A 16252-nucleotide genomic window follows, 5' to 3' on the forward strand; every position below is an offset into this window, starting at 1 on the left:
CCAATGCTTCAGCGAATGTAGGCGAACCAAGACAGAGAATTGCCAGACATAAGGCGCGATCCCAGACCCACCAAAGGCGAGCTCCTCTCTCCGGGATCGCGCGCGCATGCCTACTGGCTCGCGCTTTTCTATGTCCAATAAGGCATTTCATTTAGCAGCTTTGCTCTCAAAGTCAAATTCGCCGTTTGGTGGTCTTTACACCAACGTGCCGAGAGGCAGGCACACCAGAGCACCTGCCCCGCGACCTTCAGCTTACAGCGGAATGTTATCGTGCTTTTTCCAGGGGTTTTTCAGTTGCTTGTTACGCAAGCTTGCAAAAGCTCGCGATACGCGGCGGCGGGTCGAATGCGGCATGATCACCTCATCAATGAATCCACGTTCCGCAGCCACAAACGGATTGGCGAACCGGTCCTCATAGTCCTGAGCGTGCTGTGCGATTTTCTCGGCATCGCCCAGATCGGCACGGTGGATGATTTCGGTCGCGCCTTTGGCCCCCATCACCGCGATCTCGGCGGTGGGCCAGGCATAGTTGAAATCGCCACGCAGATGTTTGGATGCCATCACGTCATAGGCACCGCCATAGGCCTTTCGGGTGATCACTGTGACCTTCGGAACGGTCGCCTCGCCATAGGCAAACAGCAGTTTTGCGCCATGTTTGATCACACCGCCATATTCCTGCGAGGTTCCCGGCAAAAAGCCCGGCACGTCGACCAGTGTCAAAATCGGAATTTCAAAGCAATCACAGAACCGGACGAAGCGCGCGGCTTTTCGGCTGCTGTCGATATCCAGACAGCCGGCCAGCACCATCGGCTGGTTGGCTACAACACCTACGGTCTGACCTTCCAGACGGATAAAGCCCGTGATGATGTTCTTGGCGTAATCTTCTTGAATTTCGTAAAAATCACCCTCGTCCGCCACTTTGGCAATGAGTTCTTTCATGTCATAAGGCGTGTTCGGGTTGTCCGGAATCAACGTATCCAGCGAAGCCTCAATCCGGCCCGGCTCGTCAAAGAAGGGACGAACGGGCGGTTTTTCCTTGTTGTTCAACGGTAGGAAATCGACAAGACGGCGCACTTCGGCCAGTGCTTCGACATCATTTTCGAATGCACCGTCGGCAACCGAAGATTTCTTGGTGTGGGTCGATGCACCGCCCAGCTCTTCGGCGGTTACAACCTCATTGGTGACTGTCTTGACGACATCGGGGCCCGTCACAAACATGTACGAGGTGTCTTTGACCATAAAGATAAAGTCGGTCATCGCCGGACTGTAGACGGCGCCACCGGCGCAGGGGCCCATGATCACACTGATCTGCGGAACCACGCCCGAGGCCATGATGTTACGCTGGAACACCTCGGCATAACCCGCAAGCGAGGCCACACCTTCCTGGATTCGCGCACCACCCGAATCGTTGATGCCGATCACCGGAGCACCATTCTGGATTGCCATGTCCATGATCTTGCAGATTTTCTGCGCGTGGGTTTCCGACAGAGACCCGCCGAAAACGGTGAAATCCTGGCTGAAGACATAGACCATACGACCGTTGATTGTGCCCCATCCGGTGACGACACCATCGCCTGCAGGCTTTTGATTTTCCATCCCGAAATCCGTGCAGCGATGGCTGACAAACATGTCGAATTCTTCGAAACTGCCTTCATCCACTAACAGCTCTATGCGTTCGCGTGCGGTCAGCTTTCCCCGCGCATGCTGCGCATCAATACGTTTTTGCCCACCCCCCAGCCGTGCATCGTTGCGGCGGCCTTCAAGCTCGGAAAGGATGTCTTTCATAACGATGATCCCCTTTGAAATTTGGCGCGACACTATACCTAGTTTCGTTCAGACCAAAGCCTCATTCGGCAAATTTGCAAATCTTTGAAAATACAGTTCCGGGTAATTGTAAACATGCAAAGTTTCGCACTGAGACACGGTCACGGATGGCAATCCCAAAAACCGTCACTATACATGTGAACCATGCAGTTTACTTTTTCGCCAGCGCGTCGTTCGCCCCCCACCATTGCCACACTTGTGATGCTATCCGGGCTGTCAGCACTGAGCTTGAATCTTTTCCTTCCCAGCCTGCCCAATATGGCCGCGTATTTTGACGCAGACTACAAAGTCATGCAGTTGTCGATCGCTCTGTATCTGATGATCAGCGCAGTAATCCAAATTCTGATCGGCCCCATCGCAGATAAGGTGGGCCGCAGGCCGGTTATTCTCTGGGGATTGGTTCTGTTTCTGATTGCGACACTGGGTTGCATCTACTCCCCGAACGCCGAAGTATTTCTGGCCTTCAGGATGTTTCAAGCGGTCGTAGCTGTTGGAATGGTCCTTAGCCGCGCAGCGGTGCGAGACCTTTACGAAGCAGATCAAGCCGCTTCAATGATCGGCTATGTCACCATGGGAATGGCCATTGTTCCAATGATCGGGCCTGCCATCGGCGGCTTTCTGGAAGAGAGCTTTGGCTGGAAGGCAAATTTCTGGCTTCCTTTCGGGCTGGGCCTACTGGCGCTAATGCTGACCTATTCCGACTTCGGAGAAACATCCCGCAAAAGCGGGCTGACCTTGCTGCAGCAGTTTCGTGAATACCCGGAATTGCTCAGATCCCCTCGGTTCTGGGGCTATTCCATGGCCTCAGCCCTGTCGTCGGGCGCTTTTTTCGCCTATCTGGGCGGCGCGCCTTTCGTCGGGACTGAACTGTTCGGCCTAACAGCGTCAGAACTGGGCATTTACTTCGGCGCCCCTGCGGTGGGTTATTTCTTCGGCAACTTCTTCAGCGGCAGGTTCTCTGTCCGCTTTGGCGTGAACCGGATGGTTCTTTGGGGGTGCTGGATGAACGCAACCGGCGTTGCACTGTCGACTATCGTGTTCCTTACGGGCTTCGGCTCGGTTCTCAGCTTCTTTGGGTTCATGACCATTGTTGGTGTGGGCAATGGTATGACCATTCCAAACGCAACTTCAGGCGCACTGTCCGTCCGCCCGCACCTGGCCGCGACAGCATCTGGGCTGAGCGGGGCCATCATGCTGGGCGGCGGAGCTGGCCTGAGCGCGCTCACGGGCGCAATACTAACCCATGAAACAGGCGCGATGCCGCTGCTGTGGCTGATGTTGGCCTCTGCAACATTTGCCATCGTTGCTATTGCCATCGTGATCCGGCGCGAACGGTATTTGGGCCTGTAACACGCCTTGCGCAGGACGGTTTGCAAAGCTAGCGTTCAAGATTAGAAAAGTTGCAAAGGTACGCCATGGCGACCCAAAAGCTCTATGCTGGTGCAAAACTGCGTGAAATGCGCACGCGCCTGACGCTGACACAAAAGGAATTCGCAGCCAAACTGGGGGTTTCGCTTCCCTATCTGAACCAGATGGAGAATAACAACCGCCCGATCTCGACCACGGTTGTTCTGGCTCTGGCGCAGGAATTCGGCATGGACGTGACCGAACTTAGCACTGGCGACAGCGAACGTCTGGTCTCAGACCTGCGCGAGGCGCTGGCGGACCCCGTGTTTGATGACGCCATGCCACCGCTCGCTGATCTGCGCCTAACAGCTTCAAACGCCCCCGCAATGGCCCGAGCGTTTATCGCCCTGCACCGCACGTATCGCCAGACGCATGAAAGGCTGGCCTCGCTGGACGAAGCCCTGGGACGTGAAGACGCACAGATTCAGGCCAGCCCCTGGGAAGAAGTGCGAGACTTTTTCCATTATTGCGACAACTACATAGACGCGGTTGACCGGGCCGCAGAACGATTTTCTGGCCGCGCCCAGGACAAAGGCGGAATTCGCGCCGCCGCAATCGAAAGCTTGGGTGAAAACGGTATTCGCGTTCAGTTCCCGGATATCGAAGAAACCCGGAAATACGATGCGGATAGCAAAACATTGCTGCTGTCATCACGGATTGCACCGCAAACACAAGTGTTTCAGCTGCTCTTGCAGGTATCCCTAATCAATCAGGACAAGCTGCTTGAAGCGACACTGGATTTCGCCAAATTTCACAGTGATGAGGCGCGCGCGATTGCGAAGATCGGCCTGGCGAATTATTTCGCTGGCGCCTCTCTGATGCCTTATGGCGAATTTCTCAGTGCAGCCCAGCTTTACCGCCATGATTTGGAATTGCTCAGCAATCGTTTTGGAGCATCCATCGAACAGGTGGCCCACAGGCTTTCGACGCTGCAGCGCCCCGGTGCAAAGGGGATACCATTCTTCTTTGTTCGGGTGGATCAGGCCGGAACGATCACAAAACGCCACTCCGCCACGCGCCTGCAATTTGCGCGCTTTGGCGGTGCCTGCCCGTTGTGGAATGTGCACCGCGCCTTTGAAACTCCGGGTCACTTCCTGCGGCAGCTTGCCGAAACCCCGGACGGGGTCCGCTATATCTCGCTGGCGCGGGATGTTTCGAAATCGGGCGGTTCGTACGGAGCGCCTGTCCGGCGCTATGCGATTGCGCTGGGATGCGAGGTCCGCCACGCCGAAGCGTTGGTTTATGCGGACAATCTGGATATTTCAAACGCCAGTGCCTACGAGCCCATAGGTATCTCGTGCCGGATTTGCGAACGCCAGAACTGCCACCAACGCTCAGTTCCTCCGCTGGAACGTCGCCTCACCATCGACACTCATACCCGCGGAACCTTACCCTATGAAGTCACCTGAGCTTTACCCGGCCTAAAACCGCGGCCAGCCGAAACGGGGGCAATGCCCCCGCCCAACCCTTAAGCGTTCGACAAAATCGCCCAGATCTCATCCTTCAATGCGGCGCGTTTCTTGCGCAGCTCGCCTTCGGCAAGGTCCTCCATCGGCTCGACGTTAGTTTCCGCGCGGTGCACGATACGATTGACCTCGTGATACTCTTCGGCCAGCCGAGAAAAATGCGCATCGGACTGTTTAAGCTGACTGATCAATTCGACCTTGTCGGGAAACTCTTCGGCCAATTCGTGCGGGGTGTGGGACATTCCTGTTCGCTCCTTAGAAAATGCGTTGCGATTCAGGTCTATATTGGTCCCACTCCCCCCGCTTTGACGCGGATCAAATCAGCGCTGCGCCGAGGCCCATTGCGGATGAATCCAAGGCTGATCATTGGCTTTGGGCAACGGATCTTTGCCCAGCAGATGATCCGAGACTTTCTCGCCCACCATAATCGACGGCGCATTAAGGTTGCCGTTGGTGATTTGCGGAAAGATCGAACTGTCCGCCACACGCAGCCGATCCACGCCGATCACCCGGCCTTCGGAGTCGACAACCGCGTTCTGGTCATCCGCCCGTCCCATCCTGCAGGTGCCGCAGGGATGATAGGCACTTTCGGCATGCTCAGCGATAAAGGCGTTCAACTCTTCATCTGTTTGTACCGCAGCACCGGGCTGAATCTCTTTCCCGGCAAAGGGTCTGAACGCCTCTTGCCCGAAAATCTCTCGCGTCAGGCGGATACAGGTGCGGAACTCCTCCCAATCTTTTTCCTGGCTCATGTAATTGAACCGGATGACAGGTGCGTCCTCGGGTCGAGCCGAGCGCAATGTCACAGCACCCCGTGATTCCGATCGCATCGGACCCACATGTGCTTGGAACCCGTGCCCCTCGGCCGCAGCCTGCCCGTCATAGCGCACAGCCATCGGCAGGAAGTGGTACTGGATGTCGGGGTATTCGACACCCGGCCTTGATCGGATGAAGGCCGCGCTTTCGAACTGGTTCGAGGCACCAAGGCCGGTCTTGGTGAACAGCCATTGCGCCCCGATCAGGCCTTTGCTGACCAGGTTCCAGTGTTTGTAGAGCGTGATCGGCTGAAGCGAGGCTTGCTGGATATACAGCTCCAAATGGTCCTGTAGATTTGCGCCAACCCCCGGACGGTCTGCAACAACTCCGATCCCCTGCTCAGCCAAATGCGCAGCCGGGCCGATTCCAGACAGCATCAAAAGTTTCGGCGAATTGATGGACGAGGCTGCGATGACCACTTCGCGGCGGGCGCGGATGACCTCTGTCTTGCCGCCACGGATCAGTTCAACACCAACAGCGCTTCCGTTTTTCAGAACAATCCGGGTCGCAAGACCGCGCACGATATCGCAGTTCTCGCGCTTGAGCGCAGGCCGCAGATAGGCATTTGCCGCCGACCAGCGCCGCCCTTTCCAGACGGTCTGCTCCATCGGGCCGAAACCTTCTTGCTTTTCACCGTTATAGTCGCCCGTGACTTCATACCCGGCTTGCTGGCCCGCATCGACAAAGGCCTGGAACAGCGGGTTCGCACGCGGGCCCCGCGACACATGCAGCGGCCCGTCTGTGCCCCGCCACGCGGAATCACCACCATGACCGCCGTCATGCCAGGTCTCCATCCGTTTGTAATACGGCAGCACATCCGCATAAGACCAGCCATCCGCGCCCATCTCGGCCCAGGTATCGAAGTCCCGGGCGTGGCCGCGCACATAAACCATTCCGTTGATCGAAGAGGATCCGCCGATCACCTTCCCTCGCGGGCAGGCCAGGCGGCGGTTGTTCAGATGCGGCTCAGGCTCGGATTGATAGCCCCAGTCATAGCGCGACATGTTCATCGGATAGCTTAGCGCGGCGGGCATTTGGATGAAGGGCCCGACGTCGGTACCGCCATGCTCGATCACCAGAACCGAGGCACCGGCCTCACTCAAACGATATGCCATCGCGCAGCCTGCGGAACCTGCGCCGACGATGACGAAATCTGCTTCCATTTTCGGGTCTCCATTCTCAACCGGAGCCAAGATTTTTCATCGAAAAATCTCTGCCTGACCGGAGAGGGTCTTGTTAATTCGGATTGTTACTCTCCGCGTGGAAAGCGTTGGCTTTCCTCGACGATATTCAGATCCATGTGGTTACGCATGTACCGCTCAGATGCTTTCTGCAGGGGCTGGTAGTCCCACGGATAATACCCGCCCTGGCGCAACGCCTCGTACACGACCCAGCGACGCGCCTGGCTGGCGCGAACTTCGGCGTCGAACCGATCCAGATCCCAACGGGCATCGGACTTGGCACGCAAGGTCTGCAACGTTCCTGCATGCTCTGGCCTGTCTGCGAGGTTCTCCAACTCGGAAGGGTCCGTCTCGAGGTCGAACAGTTGATCAGGGTCTAGCGCACATCGGTTGTATTTCCATTTGCCATAGCGCAAGGACACCAGTGGCGCATAAGAGGCCTCGGCCGCATATTCCATTGCGACCGGCGCACTGCGTTCGTGACCCTTGGCCAGCGGCACAAGGTTTTCGCCATCTGTCCAGGGCGCGATCTCTTCCATATCGACACCGGCCAGAGCGCCCAAAGTCGGCGTCACATCTATGGTCGAAACCGGAGCGTCGATCCGGCCCGCTGGCAGATCGGGTGCACAGATCATCAGCGGGACGCGGGATGACCCTTCGTAGAAAGTCATCTTGAACCACAGCCCGCGCTCACCCAGCATATCGCCATGGTCCGAGACAAACAGGATGATCGCCTCTTGCCGCGTGGTTTCCAGCACCTCGAGTATCTCGCCGACCTTGTCGTCCAGATACGAGATATTGGCGAAATAGGCGCGGCGTGATTTGCGGGTATCTTCTTGAGTGATATCAAAGCTGCGCCAGTCATTGGCGTCAAAAATCCGTTTCGAATGCGGGTCCTGATTATCATAACCAAGGTCGGCAATCTCGGGCAGAAGGTGCTCGCAATCTTCGTACAGATCCCAGTATTTGCGACGTGCAACATAGGGATCATGCGGGTGGGTAAAGCTTACAGTCAGGCACCATGGACGGTCGTCCTTGCCACGGGCCAGATCGTATAGCTTGGACTTGGCGTTATAGGCCACCTCGTCATCATATTCCATTTGGTTGGAAATCTCGGCTACACCTGCGCCCGTGACCGAACCCATATTGTGATACCACCAGTCAATCCGCTCGCCTGGTTTACGGTAGTCCGGGGTCCAGCCGAAATCGGCGGGGTAGATGTCGGTGGTTAGGCGATCTTCAAACCCGTGCAACTGATCGGGCCCGACGAAATGCATCTTGCCCGACAGACAGGTATAGTACCCTGCACGGCGCAGATGGTGGGCATATGTCGGAATATCACTGCCAAACTCGGCGGCATTGTCATAGACACCAGTGCGCGACGGCAACTGACCGGACATAAAACTGGCCCGACCCGGCGCGCACAGGGGCGACGCCGTATAGGCATTCGCAAATCGCGTGGATCGTTCGGCCAGCTTTTTCAGGTTTGGCGCATGCAGCCAATCGACAGGACCGTCAGGAAAAAGGGTCCCGTTCAACTGATCCACCATCAGGATCAGAATATTAGGTTTTGTCATTTCTCAGCCTCGAGCAAGGTGCTGAGCACGCGCATCGCGTGGTTTACAGCCAGTTGCGGTTCTTCCGGGGCGCTCAGCGCGGCGTGGATATAAAGTCCGTCGATCAAGGCGATCATGTTCCCGGCCGCCTCAACCGGATCGGCCAAATGCGGGCGAAGCGCATAAACCAGGTTCGACCGGATACGGGCCTGATAAATCTGCCACAATCGCAGAGCGTCGTCATTGGTCTGCGCAAGAACGTAGAACGTCATCCACGCTGCCGTCACATCCGGCGTGAAACAGGATGGGGCAAAGCATGCCCGGATGATCGCCTGCGCGCGTCCACTTGGCGTGGCTGCTTTCAGTTCGGACCGGACCTCTGCCCCGAAATCCGACAGGATGCGGCGCATCGCTGCCAGAAAAATCTGATCTTTACCGCCGAAATAGTGATGTGCCAGCGCGCTGGACATGCCAGCCCGCTTTGCGATCTGGCTGACGGTTACATCGAGGGATTTTTTCGACCCGAGCTCAGCAATCGTTGCCTTTACGATCGCATCACGGCGGATTGGCTCCATTCCGAGTTTCGGCATCCGTACCCCTCAACTGCTTTTGATAGAAAAACGCTAGGAGATTTTTATTGACTCGTCAATTAATAACGTTTTTTCGGCAGAAATCGGCTAAAGTTTAGGTGCAATACTGGGGGTCGTCAGGCTGCTGCGGTTCAACACGGCCTCGCGCCAGGCAATAAAACTGACTGCCAACAGAATCAGCGTGCCCCCGGCGACCACCCACAAATCTACGCTTTCGTGGAAAACCAACGCCCCAACCAGCGTGGCCCAGATCAGCTGTAAGAATGTGACGGGCTGCGTCACTGCTACAGGGGCGGCCTGCAGGGCCAAGGTCATCAGATAGTGTCCAAGTGTGGCAAAACAGGCAACCAGAAACAGCACACCCAAATCATGGAGACTTGGAGGGGACCACACGGCAATGGCGAAAGGTATCAGCGCCATCGTCACCCATATGGACATATGTGCAACTACGACCGAGGGCGGCAGATCTCGCACCAGCATCTTGGCCAGCAGGTAGGATGCACCAAGCGTCAACGAAGTGCCCAACATGGTCACGTGACCAACCGAGATATCCCGAAACCCAGGTCGGAGAATAATTGCGACACCGATCAATGCGACACCTATGGCGGCAATCCGGCGGAAGGCTAGTTTCTCGCCTAGAAACAGCACAGCACCCAATGTGACATAGACCGGCGTCATGTAGTTCATGGCCGTGACTTCGGCCAACGGAATTCGGGTCATGGAAAAAAACCACAGCATCACGGCAATGGCGTGAACCACCCCGCGGATGCCGAACAGTGTCAGATGCCTACGTGTCAGAGGTGTCGTAACGATCAGCCTTAACGCTGGCAGTAGGAACACCAACCCAAAGACAAAGCGCAGAAATGCGGCCTGTATCGGGTCCATGGAGGTGCCCAGAGATTTGACGAGCGCAGTCATGACAACAAAGGACAGACCGGCGGAAAACATCCAGAACATTCCCGCCAATGGCCGATAGGTGTTAGGTTGAGTTGTCATGTTAACGGTTCAACACCGAAACACAGGTGGGAACAAGACCTCAGATCGCCACCAGCTTGACCGCAATCGCCAGCATGACAAAACCGATAACAACATCCAGCACCTGCCATGCCCTTGGGCGGGCAAAGACCGGCGACAGAATCCTTGCCCCGTAGCCCAACGAGAAGAAGAAGACAAAGCTGGACAGCATCGCTCCAATAGCAAAGGCCAACCGGTCATCATATTGTGCAGATATCGACCCGATCAGAACCACCGTGTCCAGATAGACATGCGGATTCAACCAGGTGAATGCCAGCACGGTCAGCAGGACAGACCTCAGACTTGAACGTGTCCCTTCACTGACATCCATGGAAGACCCGCCGCGCCAGGCCGATAGCAGGCTGCGCAACCCGTACCAGGTCAGAAACACAGCCCCGCCATAGCGCATGACCGGCTCGAACCAAGGAGCAGTCTGAGCAAGCGTTCCGAACCCGGCAACCCCTGCCGCAATCAGAATGGCATCCGATACGGCGCAGGTCAGGCATAGGGCAAAAACATGTTCGCGGCGCAGCCCTTGACGCAGGACAAAGGCGTTCTGCGCACCAATGGCCAAAATCAGACTAAAGCCCAGAGCGAATCCGGAAATCAGAGATGCGGACATGAAACCTCCTGTGTTCGATTTGATTGACTAGAGCCAGTCAGTCGAATTATCAAATTAAAGAAGTTACACCTGGTTAAGCTCTGCTAATGTTGCTGGATCCCAATCACCTTGCCGCACTTTCGGCCATTCTACGCCACGGAAGCTTTGACGCCGCCGCCACAGAGCTGTCGGTGACGCCTTCGGCGATATCGCAGCGGATCAAGTCATTAGAGGATCGGATAGGCGCCGCTCTGATCACTCGTGGTGCGCCCTGCACAGCGACACCCGCCGGCTTGCGCATTGCCAGATACGCCGAGGATATCGGGCTGCTTGAGGCACAGCTGGCCCGTGAACTTGCGTTGGAGGGAACCTCTGGCCCGACCCAGGTGCGCATTGCAATTCCTGCAGACAGTTTGGCCACATGGTTCATCGCTGCGATGGCCCAAACAGATGAATTGCTGTTCGATCTGGTAATTGATGATCAGGACCATTCGGCCGATTGGTTGCGCCGCGGTGAGGTCAGCGCGGCTGTTACCACCGGAGGGCAACCGGTCTCTGGCTGCGATGCCCATCCACTTGGGGATTTCAGGTATATTCCAACGGCCAGCCCAGGTTTTATGCATAAATGGTTCCGGGACGGTGTAACCAAAAGCAGCCTTGCCATGGCACCGTGCCTGACCTTCAATCAAAAGGACGGTCTTCAGAAAGCCTGGTTTGCGAGAGAGTTTGGGCACCACATTTCCCCGCCATCGCATTTTCTGCCATCCTCACACGGGTTTGTGGATGCAGCGATTGCCGGTCTTGGGTGGGGAATGAACCCGACAGGGTTAGTCCAGCAGGCTCTGGCAGATGGTCGGCTCTGCCCTCTGATACCAGACGCACCCCTTGATGTGCCGCTGACCTGGCAGGTCGGGCGGGTCTTATCCTCGGCCCTGTCGCCGCTGACCGTCGCAGTAAAGCGCGCGGCCGCCGACGGGCTTATTCAGCGATAAACAGCAACGGGGGATCAGGTCGGCGCGGGTGATTTGGGAATTGGCGTCACCACCCAGAAACAAGCGAACGCCGCGAACAGGCTGACCGCAACAATGATCGCAACCGCCGCCGAGACCTCGTGCATATGGGCCAGACCTGCCAGCGCCGCCGACACGATGACCGCAACAATCCGCGAGATGCTTTTCACCGCAGCCGCGCCTTTGACCCGCTGATCAAACGGGGCGACATCCAGAAAATACAGCTTTCGAGCACTGCTGATACCCGTGACCGCCACGGTCACCACAAACAGGGCAATCGCATGGGTGTGCACCTCATGATCGATATGGAGGTAATGGACCGCCAGCAGCCCTGCTCCGGTCAGGGCCACCATCAGAGTGCCTGAGACCATGACCGCCCGGTGGGATTTCAGGTTAACGAACTGCCACAGGGGTGCCGCAACCAGATATCCAGAGGCCGAGGAAATGATCATGGCGGTCAGACCCCTGGCTGAACTGTGATGCGCCTCGGCCGCCATCAGGGCAAAGAACGGAACCGACAGGCCAACAACCACAATCGGCAGGCGCATCACCATATAGCGCCGGAACCAGGCGTGGTTGAACATCGACAAAATGTCAGTGAGATATTCGGACCAATGCCTTTTGCTTTCGCCCTCATGTGCGTCGGAAGTTCTGTGATGCGGGACCTCGGACATCGCGAGGATGGATAGGCCCGACAGCAGGAAGAACACAACTGACACCCCAATCACAACCGAATGCCGCGCAAACGGAGGGTTGCCCAGCGTGATCTGGTGGACCAACAGCACAAGACCAATGGCCGCCAGCCCTCCGGCCCCTAACTGCAGGTATCGCATGATCATCCGTGATCTGGACTGAACGTGGTCGCCCAGCAGGTCTGTGAACAGCAATGTCTGGATCTCATCCACCAGACCGATCACAAAAAATGCTGCAACAAAGGATATTGCCGTCAACGTGACGCTGCCCGTCGCCGCCGCTGCCAGAGCCATGACAAGGCACGCCCCGATCACAACCTCGGTCATCGCGATGCTGCGTTTCTTCCGTTCGCGCAGCGCAATCACCTGGGCCAGAAACACATCGGCGATCATGCTGCCGACCATACGGATTGAAACCAGCGCACCGGCGATGAACATCGGAAGTTCCAGCGAAACCGCAAGAAACGGCAAGACAATGGACGGGCTGCCAAGGGTCCAGGCGACCTGGGACAGAATGCTCTGCCCGGTCAGGACGGGCACATTACGTTTGGCCAATTCAGATTGGGGTTCGGTCATCTGCACTTTGACTCGCTGCTCCAGCTATTCGACCCAGCCTATGAGTTCGAACCTGATCGGCCAATAGCCCTATCCTCCAACCAACAAAAAAACCCGGCCTGAGGGCCGGGTTTCCAAATCTCAGGATGCGGGGCAGATCAAAGCTGCGCCATCACCTCATCCGATGCTTCGAAATTGGTTGTGACGCGCTGAACGTCATCATCATCTTCCAGCGCATCGACCAACTTCATCAGCTTTTGCATATCCTCAAGCCCCAGCTCGGTCGTGGTGCTTGGCTTCCAAACCAGTTTGGTGGATTCCGTTTCACCCAGCGCGGCCTCGAGCGCGTTCGAGACGTCGTTCAGATCGGTGTCGGCGCACCAGATGATATGACCTTCGTCCGAGCTTTCAACATCTTCCGCGCCTGCCTCGATGGCCGCTTCGAACACGGTGTCGGCATCACCAACCGTATCCGGATAGACCACTTCACCCTTGCGTTCGAACATAAATCCGACGGAACCGGTCTCGCCAAGATTGCCGCCATTCTTGGAAAAGGTCGAGCGCACGGTCGATGCGGTCCGGTTCCGGTTGTCGGTCATCGTCTCGACGATGACGGCCACGCCGTTGGGGCCATAGCCTTCATACCGGATTTCTTCATAGTCATCGCCGTCGCCTGCTTGCGATTTCTTGATCGCCCGGTCGATCACGTCTTTGGGGACCGAGTTCGACTTGGCCTCTTTCACCGCAAGACGCAGACGCGGGTTCTTGTCGGGATCGGGGTCGCCCATCTTAGCGGCAACGGTGATCTCTTTTGACAGCTTGGAAAACAGTTTGGACCGCGCGGCGTCCTGACGTCCCTTGCGGTGCTGGATATTGGCCCATTTGGAGTGGCCTGCCATGGTGCGTCCTCGTGATAGTGATTGCGTATTTGGCGCCCATATAGACGTTTGCGGGCCATGGGATCAAGAGACCGGCTTGCGACGGCTTCTTCTGCGAGTATGTTGGCGGTATGACGACAGATCAGATCATACTTTTCGCTCTCTTTGCCGCCGTATTCGGAATGCTGCTTTGGGGGCGGTTTCGCTATGATCTTGTTGCGTTTTCCGCGCTTCTGGTCGGAGTGGTGTTGGGTGTCGTGCCCGTCGATGACGCTTTTGCCGGTTTTGGTCACTCGGCGACCATCATCGTCGCGCTGGTTCTGGTCGTTTCGGCCGGACTGGTCCGGTCCGGTGCGGTATTCCTGATCACGCGATCCTTGGTTGACGCGTCACGCGGCCTTGGGGCCCATATCGCCTTGATGGGCGGTATCGGGGCGGTTCTGTCCGCCTTCATGAATAACGTCGCTGCCTTGGCCCTATTGATGCCGGTCGACATTCAGACCGCACGAAAAGCCGGACGAGCTGTCGGCCTGACCCTAATGCCGCTCAGCTTTGCAACAATTCTGGGTGGGATGGCGACCCTGATTGGCACGCCACCGAACATCATCATCGCCTCAATCCGCGCAGAAACTCTGGGCGAGCCCTTTCGTATGTTCGATTTCGCCCCTGTGGGTGGCATTGCTGCGATTGCCGGGCTTGCTTTTGTCTCACTGGTGGGCTGGCGATTGATCCCGAACCGGGGACCGCAAACCGAAACCTCTGAGGCGCTGGCCGAATATATCGCAGAACTAACCGTCCCACCGGAATCGCCGTTGATCGGCAAACGGGTCAGCGAGCTTTATGAAGATGCCGAGAAATCTGACGTCGCCATCATCGGCCTGATCCGCGACGGCAAGCGCCGCTATGGCCGGTCGGCCCATGCAACACTGAATCAGGGTGACGCGCTGGTGCTTGAGGCCCGCCCCGAGGCGCTGGATGAATTCCGCGCGGCGCTGAAGCTGGATTTTTCGGACACACGTCGACAGGAGCTTCTGACCGCTGAAGGCGACGGGCTGGAAGTCGTCGAGGTTGTCGTGACCGAAAACGCCCGCATCACCGGGCGTACGGCGCAGGGGTTGGGATTGGCATGGCGGCAGAGCACCGTTTTGATGGGCATTTCGCGCCAGGGCCGCAGCATCACTGAACAGGTCCGCAAAACCGAGGTTGAGGCTGGCGACATCCTGTTGTTGCTGTGCCCGCGTGATCGCAGCGCCGATGTGACCGAATGGCTGGGATGCCTACCGCTGGCCCAACGTGGTTTGAACGTCACCGCCAATGAAAAGGCGTGGCTTGCGATTGGCCTGTTTGCCACCGCGGTGCTGGCGGCCAGTGTTGGGCTGATCTACCTGCCGGTCGCATTGGGGCTTGTTGTGGTTGCCTATGTGCTGACCAAGATCATGCCAATCGCGGATCTCTATACTCACATCGAATGGCCGGTGGTCGTTTTGCTGGGCTCGATGATCCCGCTGGGCAGCGCGCTGGAAACCTCGGGCGGCACCGAACTGATCGCCAATGCGCTGATCCAGTTAACTGACGGCCTGCCTGCATGGGCTATTCTGACCGTTCTGATGGTGGTCACCATGACCCTGTCGGACGTGTTGAACAACACCGCCACGGCGATTGTGGCGGCCCCGGTCGGCATTCAGATGGCCCGCACACTTGAGGTTTCCCCCGACCCGTTTCTGATGACGGTCGCCGTTGCAGCCTCGGCTGCGTTCCTGACGCCTATCGGGCATAAAAACAACACGCTGGTTCTGGGTCCGGGTGGCTATCGGTTCGGAGACTACTGGCGCATGGGCCTGCCGCTGGAAATCCTGATCATTGCGGTTTCGATACCCGCCATCCTTGTGTTCTGGCCGTTGTGACGGGTAAGAGCCGTTCCATGAAACAATTTCTGATCCTGCAGTTACGCCCGGAAACCGATGCGTCGGATGCCGAATATGCCTCGATTCTGGACAAGACCGACCTAAGTCCTGATCAAACTCATCGCATCCGGCTGGACTGCGAAGACCTGCCCGAGGGTTTGGACGTGACAGATTATGCCGGAGTGATCGTCGGCGGCGGCCCCGGCTGTGTCAGCGATGATCCGACTGCAAAGTCGCACATGGATGCCCGCATCGAAGCCACGATCATGGGCCTGATGCCGCAGATCACCGCGCGCGATCATCCGTTCATGGGGTGCTGCTATGGGCTGGGTATTCTTACCGCGCATCTGGGTGGCGATGTCAGTAAAGACCGGTTCGGAGAGCCCGTCGGCCCCTCGACCTGCCACGTGACAGAGGACGGTGCGACCGATCCACTGATCTCGGGGCTGGGTCAGAGTTTTGATGCTTTTGTGGGCCATAAAGAGGCTGTGCAATCCCTGCCAGATGGGTGCGTGCATCTGCTTGCCTCGGACCCTTGCCCGTTCCAGATGATCCGCTGGGGCCAGAATGTCTATGCCACACAGTTCCACCCCGAGGCAGATGCCCGCGACTTTGAAGAACGTATCACCATCTACAAACACCACGGCTATTTCCCGCCCGAAGATGCGCAGCGTCTGATCGACATTTGCCACGCCGCGAATGTCACTCTGCCCGGTGAAATCCTGCGCAGGTTCGCCCAACGCTACGGCTGACCCTAC

The 16252-nt window shown here is 57.3% G+C and carries 14 protein-coding genes; 5 read left to right on the forward strand and 9 right to left on the reverse strand.

Annotated features, from left to right (window positions below; translation table 11 throughout):
* Window positions 1-252 precede the first annotated feature (252 nt).
* Entirely contained in the window at window positions 253-1785 is a 1533-nt protein-coding gene (locus AC2FLG_RS13485; protein ID WP_142636795.1) for an acyl-CoA carboxylase subunit beta, read from the reverse strand.
* A gap of 183 nt (window positions 1786-1968) precedes the next feature.
* On the opposite strand from AC2FLG_RS13485, the gene AC2FLG_RS13490 reads away from it, so the two are divergent.
* Together AC2FLG_RS13490 and AC2FLG_RS13495 are read left to right on the forward strand one after the other, a co-directional pair.
* Window positions 1969-3174, forward strand: coding sequence for a multidrug effflux MFS transporter (locus AC2FLG_RS13490; RefSeq protein ID WP_281972733.1), 1206 nt, complete (start codon window positions 1969-1971; stop codon window positions 3172-3174).
* 65 nt (window positions 3175-3239) lie between these two features.
* Complete coding sequence (locus AC2FLG_RS13495; RefSeq protein ID WP_496706592.1) at window positions 3240-4640, forward strand: helix-turn-helix domain-containing protein; 1401 nt, start codon at window positions 3240-3242, stop codon at window positions 4638-4640.
* A 59-nt stretch (window positions 4641-4699) separates the two neighbouring features.
* Here the strand turns inward: AC2FLG_RS13495 and AC2FLG_RS13500 are convergent, their stop codons facing one another.
* From AC2FLG_RS13500 to AC2FLG_RS13525, 6 genes are all read right to left on the reverse strand, one after another.
* Entirely contained in the window at window positions 4700-4939 is a 240-nt protein-coding gene (locus tag AC2FLG_RS13500; RefSeq protein ID WP_142636790.1) for an HP1242/YdcH family protein, read from the reverse strand.
* Window positions 4940-5017: 78 nt separating this feature from the next.
* On the reverse strand, window positions 5018-6676 hold the full coding sequence (gene betA, locus AC2FLG_RS13505) for a choline dehydrogenase (RefSeq protein WP_496706594.1): 1659 nt from the start codon (window positions 6674-6676) through the stop codon (window positions 5018-5020).
* Window positions 6677-6762: 86 nt separating this feature from the next.
* On the reverse strand, window positions 6763-8271 hold the full coding sequence (gene betC / locus AC2FLG_RS13510) for a choline-sulfatase (protein ID WP_496702019.1): 1509 nt from the start codon (window positions 8269-8271) through the stop codon (window positions 6763-6765).
* The gene (betI, locus tag AC2FLG_RS13515; protein WP_271949443.1) at window positions 8268-8840 is read right to left on the reverse strand and encodes a choline-binding transcriptional repressor BetI; all 573 of its coding nucleotides are present in this window, start codon (window positions 8838-8840) and stop codon (window positions 8268-8270) included. Before betI ends, betC begins: the two co-directional genes overlap by 4 nt.
* An 87-nt stretch (window positions 8841-8927) precedes the next feature.
* Window positions 8928-9836, reverse strand: coding sequence for a DMT family transporter (locus tag AC2FLG_RS13520; RefSeq protein ID WP_496689676.1), 909 nt, complete (start codon window positions 9834-9836; stop codon window positions 8928-8930).
* A 40-nt stretch (window positions 9837-9876) separates the two neighbouring features.
* Complete coding sequence (locus AC2FLG_RS13525) at window positions 9877-10476, reverse strand: LysE/ArgO family amino acid transporter (RefSeq protein WP_496690941.1); 600 nt, start codon at window positions 10474-10476, stop codon at window positions 9877-9879.
* 86 nt (window positions 10477-10562) lie between these two features.
* Here AC2FLG_RS13525 and AC2FLG_RS13530 point away from each other — a divergent pair, with 86 nt between their 5' ends.
* Window positions 10563-11447, forward strand: coding sequence for a LysR family transcriptional regulator ArgP (locus AC2FLG_RS13530; protein ID WP_496706596.1), 885 nt, complete (start codon window positions 10563-10565; stop codon window positions 11445-11447).
* 14 nt (window positions 11448-11461) lie between these two features.
* Here AC2FLG_RS13530 and AC2FLG_RS13535 read toward each other — a convergent pair whose 3' ends face one another.
* Both AC2FLG_RS13535 and AC2FLG_RS13540 read right to left on the reverse strand, forming a co-directional pair.
* Window positions 11462-12733: an MFS transporter gene (locus AC2FLG_RS13535; protein WP_496706598.1), complete on the reverse strand. Its 1272-nt coding sequence runs from the start codon at window positions 12731-12733 to the stop codon at window positions 11462-11464.
* Between the two features lie 137 nt (window positions 12734-12870).
* Entirely contained in the window at window positions 12871-13611 is a 741-nt protein-coding gene (locus AC2FLG_RS13540; protein WP_496693835.1) for a YebC/PmpR family DNA-binding transcriptional regulator, read from the reverse strand.
* A gap of 110 nt (window positions 13612-13721) precedes the next feature.
* Between AC2FLG_RS13540 and AC2FLG_RS13545 the strand changes: the two genes are divergently transcribed.
* Both AC2FLG_RS13545 and AC2FLG_RS13550 read left to right on the forward strand, forming a co-directional pair.
* Window positions 13722-15494: an SLC13 family permease gene (locus tag AC2FLG_RS13545; RefSeq protein ID WP_496706599.1), complete on the forward strand. Its 1773-nt coding sequence runs from the start codon at window positions 13722-13724 to the stop codon at window positions 15492-15494.
* Between the two features lie 17 nt (window positions 15495-15511).
* The gene (locus AC2FLG_RS13550) at window positions 15512-16246 is read left to right on the forward strand and encodes a glutamine amidotransferase (protein WP_496706601.1); all 735 of its coding nucleotides are present in this window, start codon (window positions 15512-15514) and stop codon (window positions 16244-16246) included.
* Window positions 16247-16252: the final 6 nt, after the last annotated feature.

The organism is Ruegeria sp. CDSA193 (assembly GCF_059611885.1).